Annotated in this window: 21 protein-coding genes; 19 read left to right on the plus strand and 2 right to left on the minus strand. The window is 58.7% G+C overall.

Annotated features, from left to right (window positions below):
• Both HMPREF3042_RS05590 and HMPREF3042_RS05595 read right to left on the minus strand, forming a co-directional pair.
• A complete protein-coding gene (locus HMPREF3042_RS05590; RefSeq protein ID WP_210403436.1) occupies positions 1 to 675 on the minus strand; it encodes an LppM family (lipo)protein in 675 nt (224 codons plus the stop codon).
• Positions 656 to 1,246, minus strand: coding sequence for a GNAT family N-acetyltransferase (locus HMPREF3042_RS05595; RefSeq protein ID WP_049182147.1), 591 nt, complete (start codon positions 1,244 to 1,246; stop codon positions 656 to 658). The genes HMPREF3042_RS05590 and HMPREF3042_RS05595 overlap by 20 nt, the downstream gene beginning before the upstream one ends.
• Positions 1,247 to 1,452: 206 nt before the next feature.
• Between HMPREF3042_RS05595 and HMPREF3042_RS05600 the strand changes: the two genes are divergently transcribed.
• The 19 genes from HMPREF3042_RS05600 to HMPREF3042_RS05690 all read left to right on the plus strand — a co-directional run bounded on the left by HMPREF3042_RS05600 (position 1,453) and on the right by HMPREF3042_RS05690 (position 24,177).
• Complete coding sequence (locus HMPREF3042_RS05600; RefSeq protein WP_049192944.1) at positions 1,453 to 1,941, plus strand: SAV_6107 family HEPN domain-containing protein; 489 nt, start codon at positions 1,453 to 1,455, stop codon at positions 1,939 to 1,941.
• A 230-nt stretch (positions 1,942 to 2,171) separates the two neighbouring features.
• Positions 2,172 to 2,615 (plus strand): DUF3040 domain-containing protein, encoded by a 444-nt coding sequence (locus HMPREF3042_RS05605; RefSeq protein ID WP_049192945.1) that lies wholly within the window; start codon positions 2,172 to 2,174, stop codon positions 2,613 to 2,615.
• Between the two features lie 708 nt (positions 2,616 to 3,323).
• Complete coding sequence (mraZ, locus tag HMPREF3042_RS05610; RefSeq protein WP_005510286.1) at positions 3,324 to 3,755, plus strand: division/cell wall cluster transcriptional repressor MraZ; 432 nt, start codon at positions 3,324 to 3,326, stop codon at positions 3,753 to 3,755.
• A gap of 259 nt (positions 3,756 to 4,014) precedes the next feature.
• Entirely contained in the window at positions 4,015 to 5,055 is a 1,041-nt protein-coding gene (rsmH, locus tag HMPREF3042_RS05615) for a 16S rRNA (cytosine(1402)-N(4))-methyltransferase RsmH (protein WP_070856442.1), read from the plus strand.
• A gap of 65 nt (positions 5,056 to 5,120) precedes the next feature.
• On the plus strand, positions 5,121 to 5,969 hold the full coding sequence (locus tag HMPREF3042_RS05620; protein WP_070856444.1) for a cell division protein FtsL: 849 nt from the start codon (positions 5,121 to 5,123) through the stop codon (positions 5,967 to 5,969).
• Positions 5,970 to 6,139: 170 nt separating this feature from the next.
• Positions 6,140 to 8,221 (plus strand): peptidoglycan D,D-transpeptidase FtsI family protein, encoded by a 2,082-nt coding sequence (locus HMPREF3042_RS05625; protein WP_080972917.1) that lies wholly within the window; start codon positions 6,140 to 6,142, stop codon positions 8,219 to 8,221.
• 138 nt (positions 8,222 to 8,359) lie between these two features.
• Entirely contained in the window at positions 8,360 to 9,934 is a 1,575-nt protein-coding gene (locus HMPREF3042_RS05630) for a UDP-N-acetylmuramoyl-L-alanyl-D-glutamate--2,6-diaminopimelate ligase (protein ID WP_070856445.1), read from the plus strand.
• A gap of 132 nt (positions 9,935 to 10,066) precedes the next feature.
• Positions 10,067 to 11,593: a UDP-N-acetylmuramoyl-tripeptide--D-alanyl-D-alanine ligase gene (gene murF / locus HMPREF3042_RS05635; protein ID WP_070856447.1), complete on the plus strand. Its 1,527-nt coding sequence runs from the start codon at positions 10,067 to 10,069 to the stop codon at positions 11,591 to 11,593.
• Positions 11,594 to 12,700 carry a phospho-N-acetylmuramoyl-pentapeptide-transferase gene (gene mraY, locus HMPREF3042_RS05640; protein WP_070600864.1) on the plus strand — a complete coding sequence of 369 codons (1,107 nt, stop codon included), beginning with the start codon at positions 11,594 to 11,596 and terminating at the stop codon, positions 12,698 to 12,700.
• Complete coding sequence (gene murD / locus HMPREF3042_RS05645) at positions 12,697 to 14,175, plus strand: UDP-N-acetylmuramoyl-L-alanine--D-glutamate ligase (protein ID WP_070856450.1); 1,479 nt, start codon at positions 12,697 to 12,699, stop codon at positions 14,173 to 14,175. The genes mraY and murD overlap by 4 nt, the downstream gene beginning before the upstream one ends.
• Positions 14,168 to 15,976 (plus strand): putative lipid II flippase FtsW, encoded by a 1,809-nt coding sequence (gene ftsW, locus HMPREF3042_RS05650; RefSeq protein WP_070856452.1) that lies wholly within the window; start codon positions 14,168 to 14,170, stop codon positions 15,974 to 15,976. The genes murD and ftsW overlap by 8 nt, the downstream gene beginning before the upstream one ends.
• Positions 15,977 to 15,980: 4 nt before the next feature.
• Positions 15,981 to 17,153 carry an undecaprenyldiphospho-muramoylpentapeptide beta-N-acetylglucosaminyltransferase gene (murG, locus tag HMPREF3042_RS05655; RefSeq protein ID WP_049182132.1) on the plus strand — a complete coding sequence of 391 codons (1,173 nt, stop codon included), beginning with the start codon at positions 15,981 to 15,983 and terminating at the stop codon, positions 17,151 to 17,153.
• A 13-nt stretch (positions 17,154 to 17,166) separates the two neighbouring features.
• The gene (murC, locus tag HMPREF3042_RS05660) at positions 17,167 to 18,660 is read left to right on the plus strand and encodes a UDP-N-acetylmuramate--L-alanine ligase (RefSeq protein ID WP_049182131.1); all 1,494 of its coding nucleotides are present in this window, start codon (positions 17,167 to 17,169) and stop codon (positions 18,658 to 18,660) included.
• Between the two features lie 4 nt (positions 18,661 to 18,664).
• Positions 18,665 to 19,441, plus strand: a complete 777-nt coding sequence (locus tag HMPREF3042_RS05665; RefSeq protein WP_070628880.1) for a cell division protein FtsQ/DivIB — start codon at positions 18,665 to 18,667, stop codon at positions 19,439 to 19,441.
• A gap of 268 nt (positions 19,442 to 19,709) precedes the next feature.
• Complete coding sequence (gene ftsZ / locus HMPREF3042_RS05670) at positions 19,710 to 21,029, plus strand: cell division protein FtsZ (RefSeq protein WP_070856454.1); 1,320 nt, start codon at positions 19,710 to 19,712, stop codon at positions 21,027 to 21,029.
• A 6-nt stretch (positions 21,030 to 21,035) separates the two neighbouring features.
• On the plus strand, positions 21,036 to 21,758 hold the full coding sequence (gene pgeF / locus HMPREF3042_RS05675; RefSeq protein ID WP_070605636.1) for a peptidoglycan editing factor PgeF: 723 nt from the start codon (positions 21,036 to 21,038) through the stop codon (positions 21,756 to 21,758).
• Between the two features lie 122 nt (positions 21,759 to 21,880).
• The gene (gene sepF, locus HMPREF3042_RS05680; RefSeq protein ID WP_070605634.1) at positions 21,881 to 22,402 is read left to right on the plus strand and encodes a cell division protein SepF; all 522 of its coding nucleotides are present in this window, start codon (positions 21,881 to 21,883) and stop codon (positions 22,400 to 22,402) included.
• A gap of 63 nt (positions 22,403 to 22,465) precedes the next feature.
• A complete protein-coding gene (locus HMPREF3042_RS05685; RefSeq protein WP_070607018.1) occupies positions 22,466 to 22,765 on the plus strand; it encodes a YggT family protein in 300 nt (99 codons plus the stop codon).
• Between the two features lie 398 nt (positions 22,766 to 23,163).
• The gene (locus tag HMPREF3042_RS05690; RefSeq protein ID WP_070856456.1) at positions 23,164 to 24,177 is read left to right on the plus strand and encodes a DivIVA domain-containing protein; all 1,014 of its coding nucleotides are present in this window, start codon (positions 23,164 to 23,166) and stop codon (positions 24,175 to 24,177) included.
• Positions 24,178 to 24,282 lie beyond the last annotated feature (105 nt).

Below are 24,282 nucleotides of genomic sequence, written 5' to 3' on the forward strand. Positions count from 1 at the left end.
CTAAAAGTCCTGCATGTCGCGGATTCTTCGCGCCCACAGGACGCCTAGTACTGAAGCCAGGACACCGGCGGCTGTGGTCACACCGGCAAACAAGAGGAATTGATTCCGCTTGGTGGATCCAGCCGGCGACGAAGCCCATACATTATGGTTCTCGCCACTGGCGAGCTGCCACTCCACCTTGTTCGGTTCGGTCTGGCGGCCATTGGAGTCAGTAACCTGCTCCGGGAACGCGACGACGAAATCAACCTTCGCGCCGGGCAGGTGAGTCAAATCCATGTGACCGTTCATCGAAATCTTGCCGCCACCGGTACGGTCTAGGTCGATGTCTATGCGATCGTCGGAAAGCTGTCGGAGCGTATCGGTGAGTTCAATGAAGTGCAGCTCGTTGAATGAGACTTCCATCTTTCCCGTGGAGGAGTCGATTTCTCCCTGTGAGACGCGGTCGGAGAGATCTTCCGGCACTTGCCACTGCTCAAATTGGGAACGGACTTCCTCCGTGGGCGTTACGTGAATTGTGCCCGAGACCCTGTCATCGCCGGAAATGGTAATGCCAGCCTGCGCGTCAAAGCAGCCGCTGAGCGGCAGGACGGCGGCAATCCCTGCCATTGCTGTGGCAATGCGCAGAGGCGAAAGCCGTCGACGTGGTGTGGAAGGTTCACTCGGTAATGATGTCACGGGGAAGATCTACTCCTAGAACTGCAAAGGGACGGGAGTCCCCTGTGAAATAAAAGTTCCTTAAAACATCCTTGAAACCAAATTGGCGGTAGAGCTGCCATGCCCTATTGGCCTCATTCGGGTATTCCGGCGTTGACAACAGAACTCGCGTCTCTGGGCGGGAATCGACCAACTCGCGGAGCAGCCGTTTACCGAGTCCCCGTCCCTGAAAGCTGGGATGTATGTGAATCTCAGACAGTTCGGCGTAGTTTCCCAAGAGCTTGACGACGTCCGGTAGCGAGCGCCCGTCCATGAGCAGTCCATCTCTTACCTGGCGATACCACCAGTGCGTGTCCAATCCTGTGCGGCAGTAGCCGATGCCAACCAACCTGCAGCGCGGGTCGCGGAGAGCCTGGGCAGGGGAGAGCTCTTCGGGGTGAGCTATGGCTGCAGCAGCCATGAAGCCGGGTTGAGTGGTTTGCTTCTGCCATTCATGGAGACGACCGGGCAAGATTGCGGGGTTGTACTGCATCGCGGTGATGTAGAGAGCCACTGCTTCTTGCAGGCGGAGATTGAAGTCTCCTGCTGTCATCGGAACCACGCTGTATTTCACAGTGACCAGATTAGCGACTTAGACGAACTTAGTTGTGAGATTACTGCAATAACATCGGGTCGAACAGGTGTTCGAAACTGTGTCTGGCGCAGTCCGGGGTTGGGGATAAATTGCAGTCAATCCCGCTAAGGAGAAGCGGAAAATCTGTGCTCATGTGAATGCTGTGTGAAAGGAGAAGCAGGGCGGTGGCAAGGTCGAACGTGGTGGAGTTTAGGGCGATTTCGCAGTCGGGTTCGGTCGCCCCGGTCGGTGTCTCAAAGCAATCGCTGGAGCTGCTGGGGCGGGCAGAGGCTCTGCTAGTGAATGCTCGGAATGCTGGCTCTGATGAGATGCTGGAGCTTTCCTACTGTGCGGCACTGCGCTGCGCAGGCGCGCTGTTGAATCGCGACGATGCATCGGTGGCTGGGGGTTCTGGCTCGGGCTCTCGTTCGGGCTCAGCAGTTAGGCGTCGTCGTTCGGCAACACAGAGTGCCTGGTTGCGTTTAAGGAAAGAGCAGCCCGAATTTGATAGCTGGGTCACCAAATTCGAGCAGTTCACCGCGCTGCGTGAGGAAGTCCGGTTAGGTATTTCGCGTCGCATTGACTCGCGGCGGGCACAGGAGTTGTGGGATTTAAGTTGTGCATTCTTGGGGGCTGTCCGGGCCGAGCTGGGTGTTCTGCCCGCGGCTGCGTAAGCCGGTGGGAGCGTGTTAGAGCGTTGCTTTCCTAAATAAATGGGGGATTGTTGGGATTCATGGAACAATAGGGGTGAGTCACCCGTTGAAGGGGTAAGAATGAAGCTAACGGACGCCGCGTTAGCAGCAGGTGGCCTGTGATTAACTTTGCTGTACCGGCACTGTTAGTTGAAGGGTCGAGGCTCGCCAGTATCGCGGTGGGCAATGCTCAAGTAGGCGATGGAGGAATTGTGGGACTATCTGAGCACGAACAGCGGATGCTCGACGAAATCGAGTCTGCACTCTACGCTGAGGATCCTAAATTTAGTTCGACGATGGCCGGAAATGCGTTCAGCTTTCCGGAGAAAAACAGCGCCCCCCGTGGGTTTTCGATCCAGGTTTTTGCGCTCATGCTCCTTGGTCTGCTGATGCTGATTGGCGGCGTCGCTCTTTTCTCTGTGAGCAATTGGTTCATTGTGTTGTCGGTAGCCGGCTTTGGTCTTATGTTCGGTTCCGGCGTTTGGGCTCTGACTGGCGCCGGTAGGCAGGAGAAGTCTAGTTCTGCTTCGGGGCTGAACTTTGGAAAGTCTAAGTCCGGGGCGGCAAAGAGTCGTCGAGGAGCCTCGGGTGGTCGTGGTTCCTCTGGTGACTCCACGTTGGAATCGCGTTTCCGTGGCCGCTTCGAGGGGCGTTAGGGGACAGGCCTTAAAGATAAAAAGTGAGGGCAAGCCAGCGGTGGCTTGCCCTCACTTTTTTGTTTTTCTAGACGCGAATCGTCTCCACAAGATCTCACCCACTTTGCCCCACCACGAGTCCCCACTTTCCCCCACTTAGCCATTGGGATGGAGGAATTCTTATCTGCAGTCGTTGCCGGCATTCCTGAAAGTTTGGCTCCGGCGAAACAAAGTTGCAGTTCAGCGGGCTAAGTCCGGCGACCAGGTTGAATCTGGATAGTTTTTAGTAGGTAAGTGGTGTGTATTGGGGTGCAGGGCGCCTGTTGTTAACTATGTGGTTGGTGTGGCGTCGTTATCTGTGGGGTTGCGGGTGGGTGCCCCACTTTTTGTTCACACTTTAATTGTCGACGATTTTCTTTAAAAGCCCATGTCAACTGGGTTAAATCAGATGTCGCAGCGGTGGGGTTGCGCTGATATTGTGGCTATTTTTCTCCTTCTTATGTTGATAGTGGCAGATAGTGGGGTAAAGTGGGGCGTGATGTTGATTGAGGTTGGTCAACATTGCAGAAGTGAATATCCGATTTGCGCTTAAAGTTTGGCGAGATTTTGGCACGGCGGGAAAAGCACGGCCCTCCGGCTCTGCTTGAAGGCAATGCCTAAATCCCCGGATTCGGTAAGCGTTTGTGCGTTGACATTGAGGTTGACACGGGGATAGGAGGCCAGTGACGCATGTTTCTGGGCACCTATACTCCGAAACTTGATGACAAAGGGCGCCTGACGTTGCCGGCGAAGTTCCGCGAGGATCTCGCAGGTGGCCTGATGGTCACTAAAGGGCAGGATCATTCTCTGGCGGTGTATCCGAAAGAGGAGTTCGTCAAACTAGCTCAGCGGGCCACTAAGGCCTCTCGTACGAATGCCAAGGCGCGAGCTTTCATTCGAAATCTTGCGGCGAGCACCGATGAGCAGCGCCCCGATGGTTCCGGGCGAATCACGTTATCGATGGATCACCGTCGGTACGCGAATCTCTCCAAAGAGTGTGTGGTTATCGGTTCTATTGACTTTCTGGAGATCTGGGACAAAGAGTCCTGGGAGGCCTACCAAGCGGAGCATGAAGCTGATTTCTCCGAAGGTGAGGATGACTCGCTGTTCGGCGTTTTATAAACCGCTTGGAATAACCGAAAAGAGGGAATGTCCGCATGGACTCTGCCTGATAGCCCCTGGTGTACTTCCCCGATACCAGGTTCTGTCAGGCGGGGCCCTGTGAACATCCCCGCTTTTTGTTTAAGCACCGATAGCAGCATTCCCAGTAGTGCACATGAGGTGCGGTCTGGTTGCTGGCGCGGCACTCGTCGTCAAGCAAACCGGGAATACACTCGATAGATTCTCTGACCAGTGCAAACATACCCGGTGAGGAGGGGAAATGAACGGATCGACGCCTGCGGATGATCGCAAGTCCGGCGAGTTTGGTCATGTCCCCGTTTTGCTTCATCGAGTAACTGATTTGTTGCGCCCGGGCATCGAGGCGCTGGGTGACGACGCAGTAGTTGTCGACGGCACTCTTGGTGCCGGTGGGCACACGGAATATCTGTTGGAGCAGTTCCCGAAGCTCTGCGTTGTTGGACTCGATCGCGATGGCAATGCATTGCGCGGGGCAGAAGAGCGTCTCGCGCGTTTCGGTGATCGCTTTGCAGGGTTCCGTGTGCGTTTCGATTCGCTCGCCGAGGTGCTCAGTGGTGAGATTCCTGCAGCCGCTGGTGGAAGTGGCGCGGAGAACATTCTTGCCCGCGCCGCTGAGAAGGGTATCGCAGGTGCGCTTTTCGATCTCGGTGTTTCCTCGATGCAGCTTGATCAGGTCAATCGTGGATTCGCCTACCGAGTCGACGCCCCGCTGGACATGCGCATGGATGCAAGCCAGGGGATTACCGCAGCGGATGTGCTCAATACCTATTCGCACGGTGATATCGCGCGCATCCTATCGACTTACGGCGACGAGCGCTTCGCCGGCAAGATTGCCTCGGCAATCCTGCGTGAGCGGGAAAAGGAACCGTTTACCACCTCCGGCCGTCTGGTTGAGCTGCTCTATGAAACCATTCCGGCGGCATCTCGCCGTAAGGGCGGACACCCGGCCAAACGTACGTTCCAGGCTCTTCGTATCGAGGTAAATCGTGAGCTTGAAGCTCTAGAAAATGTGCTGCCGCAGGTCTGCGATGCACTCGCAGTCGATGGGCGTGCAGTGTTCATGAGCTACCAGAGTCTGGAAGACCGCATCGTTAAGAAGGACTTTGCGGAGCGTGTGAAGTCGACAACCCCACCGGGGCTCCCGATGGAGCTTCCGGGGCATGAACCGCACTTCGCTCTCATCACGAGAGGTGCGGAGAAGGCGTCGGCAAGCGAGATCGAAGACAACCCCCGAGCCGCGCCGGTACGAGTTCGCTGTATCGAGCGAATTCGAGCCGACTGACCCAACCCTTTCCAACCGCACCAAACGAACCCTTCACAATCTAAGTACTGGGAGAACTTTCGAGCATGGCAACGACAATCACGGAGCACGCCCCCACCCGGCGCACCTCCCGCGGCGCGTCTGCAACCGTCGCCGGTGCCAAGACGAAGACTCGTCAGCGCGGTCGCAGCGCCCGCACGGAAAAGGATCTTTATCAGCGTCGGCGGTTTGGGCGCACAGGTTCTCAGCAGGTCATCTCGGTGCGGGGGCGTCGCGTTACGACGTCCTCGAGGGATAGCCACAAGTTTGCCGGTGCGGCTCTAATGATTTTTCTCGTTGTCGCGGGCATCGTGATGGCAATGTTCCTGTCTGGTATTTCGACCTCGACATCCTTGCAGCTGGATGCTGCGCAGACCAAGGAAAAGGAGCTGCGTAACCAGCTGGAGGTGCTCGAGCGCGACGTGGCGTACATGAAGTCCACTGGAGCTATCGCTCAGCGCGCCGTGGAAGAGGGCATGGTTAATCCGGAGCAGCCTGCCGTTTTAACTACTGACCCGGAAGGCAAGGTCGTGGAAGTGCGACCGGGCGATGAGAAGCAGCAGAAGATTATCGACCTCAACAGTGAGTCGCCGAATAATCCGCATGCGCCGTCGTCGAACCCGAAGGACACCGAGAATGTTCCGGGGATGCAGGCACCGGCTATTGAGGAAGCGCATCCACGTCCGAACGGGTTGCCGGCTACTGCTCCGTATGCGCCGCAGAACCACGCACCCGCACCCGCACCCGCACCAGCACCTGCGCCGGCTCCGGCTCCGGCTCCGGCACCCGCGCCTGAGGCTGAAGCTCCAGCGCCAGCTCCGGAAGCGCCCGAAGCGCCAGCCTCGGTGCCGGAAGTACCGGAAGCACCGGCACCCGAGCCAGCTCCAGCACCGTAGGAACTTAGAAACTAAACACGGCCAAACTGGCCAACTGTCCGATATTCTGGCGGTTCCACTGTTTCTGGTCAGGCGACTGTAGACTAATTAATTCAGTACTCGCGATGGCAGGGAATACCGCCTAACGTTATCGCGCGCGGGAGAATCGACTTAGTAGAAAGCACTAGCGCATGATTCGATCTGAAGACGACTACCCCAACCGTGGAGGGGGGTATGACTTCGGCGAACGTGCTTACCGAATTACATCCCGTGAGCGCAGAGACCAAAGTCGAGTTCGGGATGGTCAGCGCAGCCGGAGGCTCGATGCTAATACCAACCGAAGCGTGCCCCCGCGCGAAAAAATGCGCATTAGTAATAAGGACTTCATCCGGCGTCGCAACTGGCTGCAGTTTATAGGCGCTATCGCAGTCGTAGTGCTGGTCTCCCGTTTGGCTTGGGTGCAGCTCGTCGCAGGTCCTGACCTTTCTGCGGCGGCACAGAATCAGCGCACGGTGGAAGTTGTTGATGCAGCTCGGCGCGGTGCGATTCTCGACCGTAATGGAGCTCAGCTTGCCTTCACGATGGAGGCACGCAGTATTACCGTGCACCCGAACACTTTGCGCAAGTGGATTGGGGACGCACATAAGCAGCGCCCGGATGATGTCGCTGCCTACGATGAACGCCTCGAGCAGATCGCCAAGGATTTGCCGAAGCTACTCGACGTGGCCGACATCGACGCGGAGAAGTCGGGAAGCAGTCGCCGTCGTCAAGCGGAACCCGAAACCGAGGAGAACTCGGTGATGAGCGCGCCGTCCCGGGTGAGCTCGAAGGACATTCTAGAGAAGCTGCGCAATGAGGACAGCACCTACGAGGTGCTCGTGCGTAATGTCGATCCGGACAAGGCCGCCGCCATCGTGGAAAAGTATCCGGAACTGGTGGCGGAGCGTCAGGATATTCGCCAGTACCCGAATGGGGCGACGGCGGCTAACGTCATCGGCAAGATTGGCATGGATGGCGTCGGCCAGTTCGGCTTTGAAGCCTCTCGTGATGCCACTTTGCAGGGTATTAACGGTGGCAAGACCATTGATATCGCCTCCAACGGCGTGGCAATCCCGGGATCCACGCGCGATGTTCACGCGGCTGTGGACGGTACGACATACGAGCTGACCCTGGACCTAGACATGCAGTACTTTGTCCAGCAGCAGGTCAACCAGGCGAAGGCCAACTCGGGAGCGAAAGATGCGTCGGCAGTTGTGCTCGACGCGAAGACCGGCGAAGTGCTAGCAATGGCGCAGGCGGACACGGCTAACCCGAATAAGGATATGGGGGCCGAGCTCGAAGAGGGTCGCACTATCGGAAACTCCGCGGTATCGAACCCATTTGAGCCCGGCTCTGTAGCAAAGATCATTACCGCCGCGGCCGCTATCGAAGACGGCAAGACCACACCCGATGAGGTTCTGCAGGTCCCGGGCACTATTGATATGGCGGGTGTCACGGTGCGCGATGCATGGGACCACGGAACGGAAGCTTTCACGACGACCGGTGTATTCGGCAAGTCTTCCAACGTCGGCACCCTAATGCTGGCAGAGCGTTTGGGTCAGGACCGCTTCGCTGAGATGCTGCACCTCTTCGGGCTGGGGCAGTCCACGGGTATCGAGTTGCCCAGTGAATCTTCCGGCTTGGTGCCGCAGCGTCCGCAGTGGTCCGGCGGTACGTTTGCGAACCTGCCCATTGGTCAGGGTATGGCCATGACACTGCTGCAGATGACAGGAGTTTTCCAGGCTATCGCCAACGATGGCGAGCGCATCCCGCCGCGTATGATTCGCTCGACAATTTCCCCGGACGGCACGAAGACGGCAACAGAGCGCCCGGAAACAGTGCGTGTGGTTAGCCCGGAGACGGCCCAAACTGTGCGCGCCATGTTTGAAGGCGTTATGCAGTCTGATCCCACGGGGCAGCAGTCGGGTACCGCTGCCGGCAATAGTATTGAGGGATACTCGCTCACAGGCAAGACAGGTACGGCGCAGAAGGTCGACCCCGACACCGGCGCGTACTCGAATTCCAAGTACCACATCACATTTGCAGGTATCGCGCCTGCCGACGATCCCCGTTTTGTCATTGGCATCATGCTTGATGAACCCCAGCGCGGTGTCCATGGCGAAGGTGGCCAGTCGGCAGCCCCACTGTTTAAGGACATTGCCGCCTGGGCGCTCAATCGCTACAACGTACCGCCGTCGCCACCCCGCGAGGGCAAGTTGTTGCTGCAGCCGTAACGAGGTCACCACCACAATGAAGTTACAGCGACAGCACTAATACACAGACTTTTATTACTTTGGTTTCTGCAAAGTGAATCTCTTGAATTTTTCCAACCTGTTGTACACCAACGACTGACTTGAAAGAGGGAACAGCCAATGACCGCCACCCTTGCGAAATTGTGTAACCTCGCGCATGGCCGACTTGACGGCATTACCGAATCCGCGGCGGCAGGAACGGATATCGCCGCAATCGAACTCAACGCTGCCGACGTACCTGAAGGCGGAATGTTTGCTGCCGTCCCAGGTACTCGCACGCACGGTGCGCGTTACGCGCAGCAGTCGGCTGCTACAGCGATTCTGACTGATGAGGAAGGTCTGAAAATCCTGCGGGAAGCCGGGGAGACTCGCCCAGTCCTGGTCGTCGACGATGTCCGGGCTGTCATGGGGCACGTTGCTGCAGAAATCTACGATCACCCCTCGGATTCACTGACCATCATTGGAGTTACCGGCACCTCTGGCAAGACCACCACGACCTACATGCTGGAGGGCGCGCTGCTGGCAGCTGGATGCTCGACAGGCATCATTGGTACTACCGGCACGCGCATCAATGGCCGTGCCGTTCCGTCGAGCCTGACTACCCCAGAGGCTCCGGCCCTCCAGCGCCTGTTCCACCAGATGCTCTCTGAAGGCGTGACGCACGTTGTCATGGAGGTTTCTTCTCACGCACTGTCGTTGGGGCGTGTCGACGGCGTCAGTTTCAACGTCGGATGTTTCCTCAACCTCTCGCAGGATCATCTGGACTTCCACAAGACCTTGGAAGAGTATTTCCAAGCCAAGGCCAAGCTCTTTGATCCCGCAGGTCCGACACATGCACCGAAGGCTGTCGTGTGCATCGACGACGACTGGGGTGTCCGCATGGCGGATATCGCTGCCGGCGACCCGGATGTCCAAGTCACCACTGTCCATACTCAGCATCGCGTAACCGACAAGATGCCAGCTGCCGAGGTCTTTGCAGAATGGCACGCCGCTGCAGCGACCGTCACCACTAACGGTGTCCAGCATGTGGAGCTAACGCGAAATAACACTGACACAGTTGAGGTGGAAGTTCCTCTTCCTGGCGCCTTTAACGTTGCCAATGCCGCAGTTGCGTGGTCTGTTCTCGATGCGATTGGGCATGCCAATGACGCGGCCAAGAGCGGCCTGGCACAGGTTCGTGTGCCGGGTCGGATGGAGCGCATCGATCGCGGACAGGACTTCCTGGCTGTAGTGGACTATGCCCACAAGCCAGCCGCAGTAGCTGAGGTGTTGGCCACATTGCGTGCACAGACCGAAGGTCGCGTGTTGGTTGTCGTCGGCGCCGGTGGCGACCGCGATAGCGCCAAGCGTCCAATTATGGGAGCTGAGGCTGCTTGCGGTGCCGATGTCGTCATCATCACCGATGACAATCCACGCTCTGAGGTACCCTCTGAAATCCGTGCGGCCGTGGTCGCTGGTGCGAAGGAAGCCGTTGCCAGCGGCAAGGCCAGTTCTGACACGGTTGTTGAGGAAATTGGCGGTCGTGGCCAGGCAATTCGCCGTGTCGTCGAGCTCGCCCGCAGCGGCGACAGCATCGTGGTGGCAGGCAAGGGACACGAAACCGGCCAGGATATCGGTGGCGTGATTCACCCGTTCGATGACCGTGAACAGCTGGCCGAAGCACTCACACAGCGACTGGAAGGATTCGCTGATTGAGATTGCCGAAATCGCTGAGGAAGCGCACCACCTGACATGCCTACCGCGAACCACTCGCGGTAGGCGAATAAAATCAAGAAATCATCCTTTACTAGGCGCCTGGAACTCTAACCAACAAGGACTATAGACATCATGATTGCCCTGACCGCTGCGGAAATCGCTCACATCGTGGGAGGTGAACTCGTCCACGTCGATGATGACGCCACAGTGACTCAACCCGCAGAATTCGACTCCCGAAAGATCCGCGAAGGCTCGCTCTTCCTAGCCCTGCCGGGCGCGCGGGTCGACGGCCACGACTTCATCGATCAGGCTGTTGCAGCTGGAGCGACGATGGCACTGGCGGCACGAGATGTTGGGCAACCTGCGGTCGTCGTCAAGCCCCTTGGTAAGCAGGACTCCAATGCCGACGCATTTGCACACGATCCGGATGGGTCCGGGGCGGCGGTGCTGGAAGCGCTTGGTAAGTTGGCGCGTTACGTCGTCGACGAGCTGAAGAAGGATCAGCTGCATGTCGTCGGTGTCACGGGGTCAGCGGGAAAGACGTCGACGAAGGACATGATGGCGACGCTGCTGCGTACCGACGGTCCGACGGTGGCACCGAAGGGGTCGTTTAATAACGAAATTGGGCATCCGTACACGGTGCTGCAGTGTACTCCGGAGACGAAGTACCTGGTGGCGGAGATGAGTGCGCGCGGAATTGGGCATGTGGCTCACCTGGCGCGCATCGCACCACCGACGATCGGTGCGGTGCTCAATGTTGGTACGGCGCACCTTGGCGAGTTTGGCTCGCGCGAGGCAATCGCGCAGGCTAAGGGCGAGCTCGTGGAAGCGCTGCCGGCTGCGGAGCAGGGCGGCGTGGCCGTACTCAATGCCGACGATGACTACGTCACTGGCATGGCTCCGCGTACCCAGGCGAAGGTGGTGTTCTTCTCTGCCGATGAGAACTCCGAACGCCACGCAACCGCGGATTACCGCGCCACGAATGTGCAGCTCGACGATTTTGCTCGTGCGTCCTTCGACCTGCATATACCGGATGGGCGTACATTCCCGATCCAACTGCAGGTCTATGGTGCGCACCAAGTGGCCAATGCCCTGGCGGCGATTGCGGTGGCAGTGGAGTCCGGTATTGATGCTGAGCAAGTCGCAAAGGCGATGGCCGCGCATGTGGCAGCCTCGGAGCGGCGCATGGATGTCCAGCAGCTCACTGGCAATATCGTCGTTATTAACGACTCCTACAATGCCAACCCTGATTCGATGCGTGCGGGGATTGATGCTCTGGCTCGTACAGCAGCTGGCCCAACGCACCAGGACGCCTCATCGTGGGCGGTGCTGGGACAGATGGGTGAGCTTGGCGATTCCGCTGAGAATGAGCACTCGTCACTGGGCGAGTACCTTGTGGGCCGCGGCATCGATCGACTAATTGCAGTCGGAGAGAGTTCTAATGTGCATGCCTTGGCCGACAAAGCGGAAGAGTTGGGGTTAAATACTTCTAGGGTGCCGGATACATCCGCTGCCGCGGAGTTGGTGGCGGCTGAGGTGCGTCCGAACGATGTTGTGTTAGTCAAGGCCTCCTACGCGGACGGTATGTGGCGGGTCGCGGACTCGCTAGCTGCCAAGGTTGGAACTGCGCCCGAAAGTGAAAGCGGAGAGGAAAAGTAAGTGATTCAACTTATTCTCAGTGGTGCGATTGCATTCCTGGTGAGTGTCTTTTTAACACCAGTGCTTATTCGCAAATTCTCTGCTGAAGGTCTTGGCCAGGAGATTCGTGAAGAAGGGCCGAAGAGCCACCTGCGCAAGCGGGGAACTCCGACCATGGGCGGCATCGCCATCATCGCCGCAATCGTCGCTGGCTATTTCCTCTCTCACCTCGTTACGTATATCCAGACTGGCGTGGGGCCGTCCGCCTCCGGTCTGTTGGTCATGTTCCTGGTTCTGGCGATGGGCGCATTGGGTTTTGCCGATGACTTCATCAAACTCTATAAGGGCCGCAACCTGGGGTTGAACAAGACAGCGAAGCTAGTGGGGCAGCTGGCGGCAGCGTTGATTTTTGGCGTGCTGTTGCTGCAGTTCCCGGATGCGTCAGGCTTGACGCCGGGTACGACGAACTTGTCGCTGATTCGAGATATTCCGTTCCTGAATCTGGCTCCGGGGCCGGTGTGGTTCGGCATGATTGTCTTCCTGGTATTTGTCTTCATTGTCATTGCCGCATGGACAAATGCCGTCAATCTCACTGATGGCCTTGACGGCCTGGCCGCTGGTGCCACCGCGCTGCTGCTGGCCACCTACACGCTGATTTCCTTCTGGCAGTTCCGTAACTCCTGCGAGGCTTCGCTGGGTAGCGGCTGCTATGACGTTCGCGATCCACTGGATATCGCCGTTATTTCCGTCGCGGGTCTGGGCGCCTGCTTGGGCTTCCTGTGGTGGAATGCAGCGCCGGCAAAGATCTTCATGGGAGATACCGGTTCGTTGGCTCTTGGCGGTTTGGTAGCGGGTCTGTCATTTGTCACCAAGACTGAGCTGCTGATGGTTATCATTGGCTTCATCTTCGTGATGGAAGTTGCTTCCGTGGCAATCCAGATTGCGGTTTTCCAGACGACTGGCAAGCGCGTATTCCGCATGGCTCCTCTCCATCACCACTTCGAAAACGGAGGTTGGGCAGAGACAACTGTTGTCGTTCGCTTCTGGCTACTCGCAGGCATTTTCAACATGATTGGTGCAGCCATCTTCTACAGTGACTGGCTCTCTCAGGTAGGCGTATTTCAATGATTAACTCACCAGACCCGACCAACCTCACCGATATCCGAAACCTCGACTTAGTCGCTACGGTGCGCTCTGGTCGAGTTCTGGTGGCAGGAGCCGGGGTTTCCGGTCGCGGTGCCATTGCGATGCTCAAGGACAACGGCTGTCCGGAAGTTGTCGTCGTAGACGACTCCGCTCTCGGCGCACTGGTTGCCGCTGACTTTTCGGTTCGGCATGTCACGACTGCAGACGCTCGCGACGAGCTTGCCGACGCGGTTGCGATTGTGACCTCCCCGGGGTGGCGTCCGACCAGTCCGCTGTTCGACGCTGCCGCTGAGGCCGGTGTCCCGGTATTCGGTGATGTGGCGCTGGCTTTCGCTGGTGACTGTGCCCAGCTGTGGGGGCCGAAACGTACCTGGTTGGTAGTCACCGGCACTAATGGCAAGACCACAACTACCTCCATGCTGGCCGCCATGCTCGGGGAGCAGGGCGCTGCTGTGGGCAACATTGGCGTGGCTCTGTACGATGCACTGACCGCTGAGCCTCGTATCGAGGTGTTGGCCGCAGAGCTGTCCAGCTTCCAACTGCACTGGGCGCCGAATATTCGCCCAGATGCGGGAGTACTGCTGAACCTGGCGGAAGACCACATCGACTGGCACGGTTCTTACGAAAACTACGGTCTGGACAAGACCCGTGCGCTGCGTGGTGCTGTCGCAATCTACGGCGCGGATGACGCCGATGTCGTCGAGCACGTGGAAAAGATGCTGAAAAACGATGAGCTCGGCAACTCCGTCGTGGGCTTCACCGATGGTCCCCCGGAGGCACACCAGGTCGGAGTTCGCGATGGCATGATTGTCGACCGCGCTTTTGGCGGTGGCGATGCCGCAGATGACGACTCTGAGCCGGGCATTGTCATCGCACCGGTAGCGGGAATTTCTCCTCCCGGCCGGGCAGGTGTTCTCGATGCGGTGGCCGCCACCGCGATGGCGCGCAGTATCGGTACATCACCGGAGCAAATTGCAGCGGCGCTGGAGACTTTCGAAGTCCGCGCACACCGCGGTCAGATCGTCCATAAGACAAATGATGTCGTGTGGATTGATGACTCCAAGGCCACCAATCCCCACGCTGCCGACGCGGCACTGTCCGGCCATGAACGTGTTGTTTGGATTGTCGGTGGCCAGCTCAAGGGCGCGGAAATCTCGCCGCTAGTGGCAAAGCATGCTCATCGCCTGCAGGCCGCCGTGGTTCTGGGCGTCGATAGGCAACTAGTCAGCGATGCGCTCTCCCGCATCGCACCTGCTGTGCCGGTCGTTGTCATCGATGACACCGACAAGGTCGATGCCATGGCGAAGGTCTGTATGGCAGCTAGTGAATATGCCAATCCGGGGGACGTGGTGCTATTGGCACCAGCTGCCGCCAGCTTGGACATGTACTCCGGTATGGCTGAACGCGGCGACTTGTTCGCGCAATGGGCGCAGAAGGTGACATCAACTGATGGATAACTCCCGCAAGGCTCGTAATTTAAGCGCTAGCGCCGCGACAGCACAAAAGGGGACGAAGGCTACCAAGTCACAACAGCCCTCGTCGTCAAGCACTAGTGCTCGAGAGCGGCCGGCGTGGGTGGAGCGTTTTAACGACTGGAAGTCGCGCCCGCTGTTCGACTACCACCTGCTGATGATTATCGTCGCACTGCTGACGTCTATCGGCCTGGTGATGGTGCTGTCGGCATCCATGGCCAGCGCGGGTAACGACTCGGGCAACGTGTGGTCGGTGTTTATCCGCCAGCTGGTCATGGTGGTGGCGGGTCTCATCTCCATGTGGATCGTGCTGCGAATGCGGGTGGAGCTGATTCGCTCGCTATCGACGGCAGCGCTGATTCTGTCCTTTGTGCTTCTGGTTTTGGTGATTATTCCTGGCATCGGCATTGGCCTGGAGGAAACCGGTGCGCGTTCGTGGCTGAGTATTGGTGGTATCACCATGCAGCCATCAGAAATCGCGAAAATTGCGCTGGCATTGTGGGGCTCGAAGCTACTGGCTGAGAAGGTCCGCACTGCTGTGTCCTACACCGATTTGTTTGGGCTGTTTGGCGCGGTCAGCTTCGTGATATTGGCACTGGTGATGCTACAGCGTGACCTCGGCATGGTTGCTTCCATGGCGTTCGTCGTGGTGGCGTTGGCGTGGTTTGCTGGCTTGCCGCGAGTCTTTATCACCGGGCTTCTTGCTGCAGCGGCTTTTGCCATGGTGATTTTCACCGTCACCGCGGGTTTCCGTTCGGCGCGAATCAGGGTCTACTTGGACTCGCTGCTCGGTAACTTCAACGACGTGCAGGGCGATGCCTACCAGTCTTACCAGGGCTTTCTTTCGCTTGCCGACGGATCTCTCACCGGTGTCGGTCTCGGTCAGTCGAGCGCGAAGTGGGGATACCTACCGGAGGCGAAGAATGACTTCATTTTTGCCATTATCGGTGAGGAGACTGGTTTCCTCGGCGCGCTGATGGTTATTTTGCTCTATGCAGCGCTCGGCTGGGTGGGACTTCGTATCGCCGGTCGCCAGAACGATCCGTTTCTCCGTTTGCTCGCGGGCACGATTACTGCTGCAACCGTGGTGCAGGCTTTCATCAACATTGGCTACGTCGTTGGTGCGTTGCCAGTGACTGGTCTGCAGCTGCCGCTGATTTCCGCCGGTGGTACATCGGCGATGGTGACGTTGTTCTCGATGGGGCTGCTGGCCACATGTGCCCGCCACGAATCGGAAGCAGTCTCTGCAATGCAGACTTCGGGCCGTCCGGCGCTGGATAGGTTCCTGGGTATTCCGGAGCCGATTCCGTATGACGAATCGCGTCGCCACGCGCCGAAGGTGCGTGCCCATCGCGATCCGCAACGCTTCGGCCCTCCCGTGGTGACCAGTGGTGCGCGTACTCCACGCGGCGAGGGGGCGCAGGTGCGGGAAACCTACAGCGGTCGAGCTGACCGATTCAATCGGGCCGGCCGTAGTGGAGGCAGCCGCAGTGGTCGAGGTGCAGCTCCGCAGCGTGGCTCCCGAACCTCCGGCAGCTCCGGAAACTCGGGCAGCGTTCGTGGCCGCGAAGTGGATTATTCCTCTCGTAGTGACAACGGACGGGCTTGGGGATTTACAGCGAGGTCGCCGCGGGCTGGACGGTCACAGGGCTCCTGGTCGTCGTCAAGCTCAGGTCGGGGCAGTAGGATTCGGGGCGAAGGCCGTGGCGGACAGTCGCGTTCGCGCCAGCGCCCGGGCCGAAACAATAGGAATGGCGGTTCAGCACCGCGGAGGAGGAATCGATAACACCATGGCAGACAAGAATCTGGGCGCAGCCGCTGGGGCGAAAGGCGCTTCGGAGTCTGAGCAGTTTCTCAAGGAAGATGGCTCTGCTCCGACCATTGTGGTGGCCGGCGGTGGTACGGCTGGCCATATCGAACCCGCACTGGCAGTGGCGGATGCGATTTTGAACCTGCAGCCGGAGGCCCGCGTCATTGCACTCGGTACGAATCGGGGGTTGGAGTCGACCCTCGTACCGGCGCGAGGCTATGACCTGGAACTGATTCCGCCAGTGCCGGTGCCGCGCAAGCCGACTGCGGATTTGTTCAAGCTGCCTCTCAACGTCGCTCGCGCGGTGCGTGAGACCCGCAAGGTTTTCAAGCGTATTGACGCTGATGCGGTCATCGGTTTTGGCGGCTACGTATCGGCACCTGCCTACATGGCGTGTCGTGCGGGGAAGAAGATTCCGTTCCTGGTTCACGAGGCCAACGCCCGTGCGGGTCTGGCCAATAAGCTCGGTGTCGCACTCGGCGGCGTCGGCCTGGCCGCTGTGACCGGTTCAGGTCTGAAGGCCGAGGTCGTCGGCAATCCCGTGCGTGCCAGCCTCGCGGCGCTGGACCGCGACGCCAAGCGTGCCGAAGCCCGCGAGTTCTTCGGTTTACCGCAGGAGGGACCGGTGCTCTTTGTCACCGGTGGTTCGCAGGGGGCGCGTTCCATCAACGAAGCTGTCAGCGGTGCAGCCGCAGAGCTCGCCCAGGCCGGTGTATCCGTACTGCATGCCTACGGAAAGAAGAATCACGTCGAGGTCGAGTCCATCCGCGAGGACGCCCCCTATGTCGCTGTCCCGTACATCGACCGGATGGATCTGGCGTACTCCGCCGCTGACCTGATTTTGTGCCGTTCCGGTGCGATGACGGTAGCTGAAGTCTCAGCTGTCGGCCTGCCTGCGGTGTATGTACCGCTGCCACACGGAAATGGGGAACAGGCACTCAACGCCACCGATGTCATCGATGCTGGCGGCGGCATTCTCATCGCCGACGAGTCGCTGACTGCGGCATCAGTTTCGGATATCGTAATTCCGCTGGTCACGTCCCCTGAAAAGCTTGCCGACGGGCGCCGCGCCCTGGCCAATATCGGACATGGTAACGCTGCGGAGAACATCGCCCGTCGGGTGCTGTCTGCGGCTGTGAACTCTAAGAAGTAAAGCGAGCATAAACATGAACGTTAATTTCGATGGCTTTCAGCCGGTAACGGGAGAGCTGCCCGCAAGTGTCCACATGATTGGCATTGGCGGTGCCGGCATGTCCGGTATCGCTCGCATCCTGTTGGCGCGTGGCATTCGTGTTACCGGTTCCGATGTCAAGGAGTCCCGCGCGGTGGTGGGACTGCGTGCGATGGGAGCCACCATCGCCATTGGCCATGACCGTGCGAATCTCGAGCTGGCCGGTGAGGGAGAGTTCCCGGAGGCAGTGGTCATTTCCTTCGCAGCTATTCCGAAGACGAATCCGGAGCTGGCCGGTGCACATGGGCTGGACATTCCGGTGCTCAAGCGTTCCGATGTGCTAGCGCTGTTGATGCAGGACTCCAGGGCCCTTCTGATTGCCGGTACTCACGGCAAAACCTCTACTACGTCGATGACCGTCGCCGCTTTGCAGGCAGCTGGTTTGGATCCGTCTTTTGCTGTTGGCGGTCTAATGAGCAAGGCCGGCGTCAATGCTCACCAGGGCAGTGGTGACGTCTTTGTTGCTGAGGCCGATGAGTCGGATGCCTCGTTGTTGACTTACCAGCCGGAAGTGGCCGTAATTACCAACATCGAGCCCGATCACCTTGACTTTTTCGGGGACGACGAGACCTACTACGCCGTCTTTGACGCTTTTGCAGAGCGCATTAAAGACAGCGGTCATCTGGTCGTCTGTGCTGAGGATCCGCATGCGGCCGCATTGGGCGAGCGCGCGGTGGAACGCGGCATTAACGTGCTGGCTTATGGTGGGGAAGAAGCCTTGGCTAAACACCCGACGCTGCCGGTTGGTGCCGTTTTGCACGGCTGGACTCCCGTCGGTGGTGGCGCCCGTGTGGAGGCCACCGTTGGCTCGACATCGGTGAGGTTTGAACTGCATCAGCCCGGCCGTCACATGGCGCTCAACGCGCTGGCCGCAATGGTTGGTGGCGACTGCGTCGGGGCAGATCTGGGGCGTATGGCGCGCGGTCTTGGTGAATTCACCGGTGTCCGTCGTCGCTTCGACTATCACGGCAGTATCGGCGAGGGGCCATTTGTTGGCGCTCGTATCTACGACGACTACGCGCATCACCCGACCGAGGTCTCCGCAGTTCTCGGCGCAGCTCGGGAATTGGTCACCGAGGCCGGTCGTGGCAATGTCATCGCTGTTTTCCAGCCGCACTTGTACTCGCGTACTCGCAACTTTGCCGACGAGTTCGCTGCAGCCCTGTCGCTGGCGGACAAGGCTGTTTTGCTCGATGTCTTCGGTGCCCGCGAGGAGCCACTGCCGGGCGTCGACGGTGCGCTCATCGCCAACAAAATGACCATCCCTGTGACGTATGAGCCGCATTTCACCAGCGTCCCGGCTCGCGTCCGCGAAATCGCCGAACCGCACGATGTCATCTTGACCATCGGTGCTGGCTCTGTGACGATGCTTGCCGACGAAATCGTGCGCGAGCTCAGCGGAGACAACGACGAACAGGTGGAGTCGTAGCACTGTGAAAACCAGCCGAAAGCAATCTCAGCAGACCGACGGTGCAGACCAGGGCACAGCCGTGTCGCGGCGACAGCGTTCAGCGCGCGCCCCGCGACGCGGCTGGCTCATCGGCGGTGGCCTGGTCGCGATTATCGCCATCGTTGCAGCGGTGGTGTGGTTTTCGCCGTGGCTGGTTGTGAAAAACATTGATGTTGAAGGCGTCGTCCACGGTGATAAAGACGCGATTGTCGACGCCAGTGGTATCTCCGAGAATCAAAAGCTCATTCGCTTGGACACGGATGCCTCAGCGCGCTCCGTGGCGGGGCAGCCGTGGGTCGATAGCGTGACCGTCAGTCGTTCATGGCCGCAGAGCGTGACTATTTCGGTACGGGAATTCACCCCAGTGGTGTTTGTCCGTGCCACTGACGGAGAGCATCTGTTTTCCGCAAATGGGCAGGAGTTCGTCACGGCAGCCCCGCCTCCGGGTGTCATCGAAGTTGTTGATGCACCTCGCGTGGATGAGCCAACAGACGGCAAAGTTGACCCCGAACCGCGCGTTATCAAGGCGGTTTTGAACGTCGTCAAGGCGTTGCCGGAGCCCGTCGCACACCGTGTGGAGCGGATTAGCGCGCCTTCCGAGGCAGAAATCAAGCTATTTCTGACCGATGGATACGAGGTGTACTTCGGGTCCTCGGATAATGCGGCAGAAAAAGCGCGTGCGACGGAGATTGTCCTGAACCGTGGCGAGAAGATTTGGAATGTCTCCAACCCCCGACTACCCGCTGCAAAGGGAGAGTAGAGAATGGTGGTGTCTGGAGTGATTTCTGTGGCTAAACACTATCCCTCAAGTGCAGGTTTAAGGTAGCGACACGCGCTAAAAGGTCGCTGAATTATTTGCAGTTTTCGACCACAATGGGGTCAACAGCTTTTCGGCCATGATGCACTTCTTCCGTGCGGTGTCATGGAGAGCTGTACTGCCCGGCGGTGCCAATGCTGTCGTGCGGCCCATGTGCAACGTGGCTAGATGAAATTATTTAGGACCTATAGGAAAGGGCGAGAAACGCGCAATGACCTCCCCGAATAACTACCTCGCCGTTATCAAAGTCGTCGGTGTCGGCGGCGGTGGCGTCAATGCTGTCAACCGCATGATCGAGGAGGGGCTGAAGGGTGTCGAATTTATCGCAGTCAACACCGACTCGCAGGCCCTGATGTTCTCCGACGCTGATGTCAAGCTCGACATCGGGCGTGAGGCAACTCGTGGTCTGGGAGCTGGCGCTAACCCCGAGGTTGGCCGCACTTCTGCGGAAGACCACAAGGATGAGATTGAAGAGACCCTCAAGGGCGCCGATATGGTCTTCGTTACCGCAGGTGAGGGCGGTGGCACCGGTACTGGTGCAGCTCCGGTTGTCGCGAGCATCGCCAAGAAGTCCGGCGCCCTGACCGTCGGCGTAGTAACCAAGCCGTTCGACTTCGAGGGCAAGCGCCGTGCGCGCCAGGCCGCCGAGGGCATTGAAACCCTCAAGGAGGTCTGTGACACCCTTATCACCATTCCGAACCAGCGTCTGCTGCAGATTGGTGAGCAGGATCTGTCCATGATGGACGCGTTCCGCTTTGCCGACGAGATTCTGTACAACGGTGTCCAGGGTATTACTGACCTGATTACCATTCCGGGCATGATTAACGTCGACTTCGCCGACGTCCGCTCGGTAATGGCGGAGGCTGGCTCGGCTCTGATGGGCGTTGGCTCCGCACGTGGCGATGACCGTGTGATGAACGCCGCTACTCAGGCCATTAACTCCCCGCTGCTGGAGTCCACCATGGATGGTGCACAGGGTGTGCTTATTTCCGTCGCCGGTGGCTCCGACCTCGGCCTGATGGAGGTCAACGCTGCCGCGTCCATCGTGGAGGAAAAGGCTGACCCGGATGCCAACATCATCTTCGGTACCATTATCGACGACAACCTCGGTGACGAAGTTCGTGTCACTGTGATTGCTACCGGTTTTGAGCAGGGTAATGGCAACCCGCTGGATAAGCCAGCTGCAGGTGCCGCTGCACGTCCGGCTGCACAGGATGCCGAGGCACGTTCGGCCGCTGAGCAGGCGCCGCGCCAGGGCAGCGCACTGCCGGGCGGTGACAACCTCGGCACTCCGGCTCCGCGTGCGGAGGAAGAGCGTCCGGTCGCACAGCCGCGCGAGCGTGAGGACCGCGACCGCTTTGTCCCGCGCACCAATCCGAACAGCGGTGGTCTGTTCACCGACAACCCGACACCGCGTACGCAGGAAAGCCGCAATTACCGTGGTGCTCACCGTTACAAGGATCGCGATGACCACGATGATCGTCGTGGCGGCTACCAGGCCTCCAGTGACCTGCCGGAGTGGGGCTTCTAAGAAATCATGACTGAATCCCGCCGCAGCCGAAAAATTCTGACGAATCGGCGCGGCGGGTTTTCGCTGCCACCATATGATTCCTTCAATCTTGGAGATCATGTCGGCGATGACCCGTCCGCAGTCGAACGCAACCGCCAGCGGTTGGCCGATTCTCTGGGAATCGACCGCGCCCGCTTCGTCTACATGGAGCAGCTTCACACCAACACGGTCACCGTCGTCAACGAACCACAAACCGAGCCTGTCCCGGCTACTGACGCCATCGTCACGACCACGCCGGGTCTCGCGCTGGTAGTGCTCGTTGCCGATTGCGTTCCGGTCTTGCTTTCCGACGATCATGCGGGTGTCGCCGCTGCGGTACACGCGGGGCGGACCGGTGCCCGCAACGGGATCGTTCGTAAATCTGTCGAAAAGATGATTGAGCTCGGTGCCACGCCCGAGAATATCCATGCGCTTCTCGGTGCAGCGGCTTCTGGTCACAATTACGAGGTGCCTGAGTCGATGGCCGATGACGTCGATAAGCACTTGCCCGGAGCGAAGACGCGAACGAAGCAGGGGACTGCCGGTGTTGACGTGCGCGCCGGCTTGATGAGGCAGCTTTATAGCCTCGGTGTGCGGCATGTCAACGTCGAGCCCAACTGCACTATTGACAATGAGCAGTACTTTTCCTACCGGCGGGAGGGGAAAACTGGCCGTCAGGCGGGCATCGTGATCCTGCCTGAGCGGGGCTAAGTTTCAAAGTTGTAATTTTGGCTCGCCAAATTTGCGCGTGTCTATGCGATATTGCTGACCCAGCCGGTAGGTTGTGGGTAGCACAGACTTAAATTCGCACACTAAGAAGGACGTAGCAGAAGATGGCTGATTTCTTCCGTGGGGTTTCAAATTTCTTCGGTCTTACCCCGACTGATGACGCGGCTTACGACGAGCACTACGACGAGTTTGACCGCCGTGACGAGGAGCGTTTTGATGACTCCTATGCCGACTCGCGTCGTGCAGAGCGCCACCGCTACGAGCTGCGTGAAGAGGCTCCACGTGAGGCTGCAAGTGTGAACTCCCGCGAGGAGGACTACCGCTATGGCAACCTGCACTCCGTTGCTGAGACCAAGGAACCAGAGCAGGTCTTTATCAAGCCGGAAAGTGGTTTCCAGGACAAGTACTCCAAGGCTCCGGACATCGGTTCACACTTCCGCGACGGTGACATCGTCACCTTCGATCTGAGTGGGCTCGACCCATCTGAGGCTAAGCGCTACGTCGACTTCGTTGCTGGACTGGTTTTCGGTCTGCGCGGCCGGATCAAGGCTGACGGCTCCGTGTTTACCCTGTACCCGCACGGCTGCGATGTCAACGAGGGGCAGTTCGACCGGATGTCCGGCTAGTCAGCCGGCTCGCATGACTTGTTAGTGTTTCGTATTTCGATCAATTAGCTAGACTGTTTATTCGTGTCTTCACTACTGCTAGTTCTGCTAATCCTGCTGAAGCTTTTCACCTATCTGCTGTTGGCTCGCATTGTGATTGAAATGATTCAGTCATTTTCTCGCTCCTGGCGACCAGGCAGGGTGTTTTCGTCGATTGGCGAAATTGTCTTTGTCATCACCGCCCCGCCGGTGAAGCTGTTGCGCCGACTCATCCCGCCTATGCCGATGGGCAACGTGATGGTGGACATGTCTGTGCTTGTTTTGTTCTTCATCCTTATGATTCTGCGAATGGTGCTGCAGGTAGCTCTCGGCGCAGTGGCGTAAATATCGCTAACTGTTTGCTTGGTGTCCACAATGTGGATTTCGGTGGAGCTGTGTTGTTTTGGCTGTCCCGAATGTGATGTTCTCGGGCATTGAATTGCTGCCGGGGGTGTTAATCGGGGGCAATAATAGGAACCCGTTGGGGAATGTAATCCCCAACGGGTTTTTGTTGTGTCGGGGGTAAAGTTCTGTGGCTAAAGGTGCAGGGTAAGGGCGAGGTTTAATGTTTTACTAGAACTTTGCCACTGGTTAGAACGTGGGGGATAGAGTCCTGCCCAAAATAAATGGGGTGAGGACTGTGACTAGAGCAGGTAGGATTGGCCGGGTAAACAGTACTACTGGAAATAATTCTCTTAAGATTTCTTAAGAACTGTCCGCTCAAAGTGTTAGGGGAACTCACCATGCCGTTGACTCCGGCTGATGTGCATAATGTGGCTTTCAGCAAGCCTCCGATTGGCAAGCGTGGTTACAACGAGGACGAGGTCGATCAGTTCCTCGACCTCGTGGAGGACGCACTGGGTGAGCTCCAGGATGAAAACGCTGAGCTGCGCCAGCGCGTTGAGGACCTTGAAGGTCAGCTAGAGCAGGGTGGCGGCGCAGACTATGCCGCTTCCGGTGCTGTCGCTGCGACACCGGCTGTCGATGAGGACAAGCTGCGCAAGGAAATTGAGCAGGAACTGCGCGCTGAGTACAACGAGCGCCTGAGCGCTCAGCAGCAGGAGATTGAGGCTCACTACCAGGATCGTCTGGATGCTCTCGAGAAGCGTGCTTCTGAGGCAGAGGCTTCTGCACAGCAGGCTTCCTCCGCATCTGCGGAGCAGCCGCAGGCAGTTGCAGCAAGCACCGGCACTGAGTCGCAGGAAGTTAGCCTCCGCGCTGCTCGTATCCTGCAGGCTGCTCAGGACACCGCTGATCGCGTCACCACTGACGCCTACGCTGAGGCCAACAAGCTTGTCACCGAGGCTCGTGAGAACGCTGACCGCACCGTGGCAGAGGCCAATGAAGAGGCCGAGCGCACTATCACCAACGCTCGCAACGAGGCAGACGCAACTTTGGCTGATGCCAAGGAGCGCAGTGAGCAGCTGCTGGCTGATGCCCGCAACGAGTCTGAGTCGACCCTCACTGACGCTCGCCAGCGCAGCGAGCAGATGATCAGCGACGCAGACGCTCGCTCTAACGCCACCATCACCGCAGCGCAGCAGAAGGCAACCGCGCTGCAGGATGATGCAGAGCGCAAGCACCACGAGATCATGACCACCGTCAAGGAGCAGCAGACCGCTCTGGAGGGTCGCATCGAGGAGCTGCACATCTTCGAGCGCGAGTACCGCACCCGCCTGAAGACCTTCCTGGAGTCCCAGCTGGACGACCTGAACTCTCGCGAGTCGGCTGCCCCGGCCGACGGCTACAACAACTAATTACGTAGCCAGCACGTAGAAAACCACCACGCTCGGCTCCCCAGGGAGGGGAGGCAGAGTGCGGTGGTTTTCTGTTATCGTTCCCTGCGAACCAAGCGCATTCTT

This window comes from Corynebacterium sp. HMSC074C05, from assembly GCF_001838325.1.
In the GTDB taxonomy this organism is placed as follows: Bacteria; Actinomycetota; Actinomycetes; order Mycobacteriales; family Mycobacteriaceae; genus Corynebacterium; species Corynebacterium amycolatum.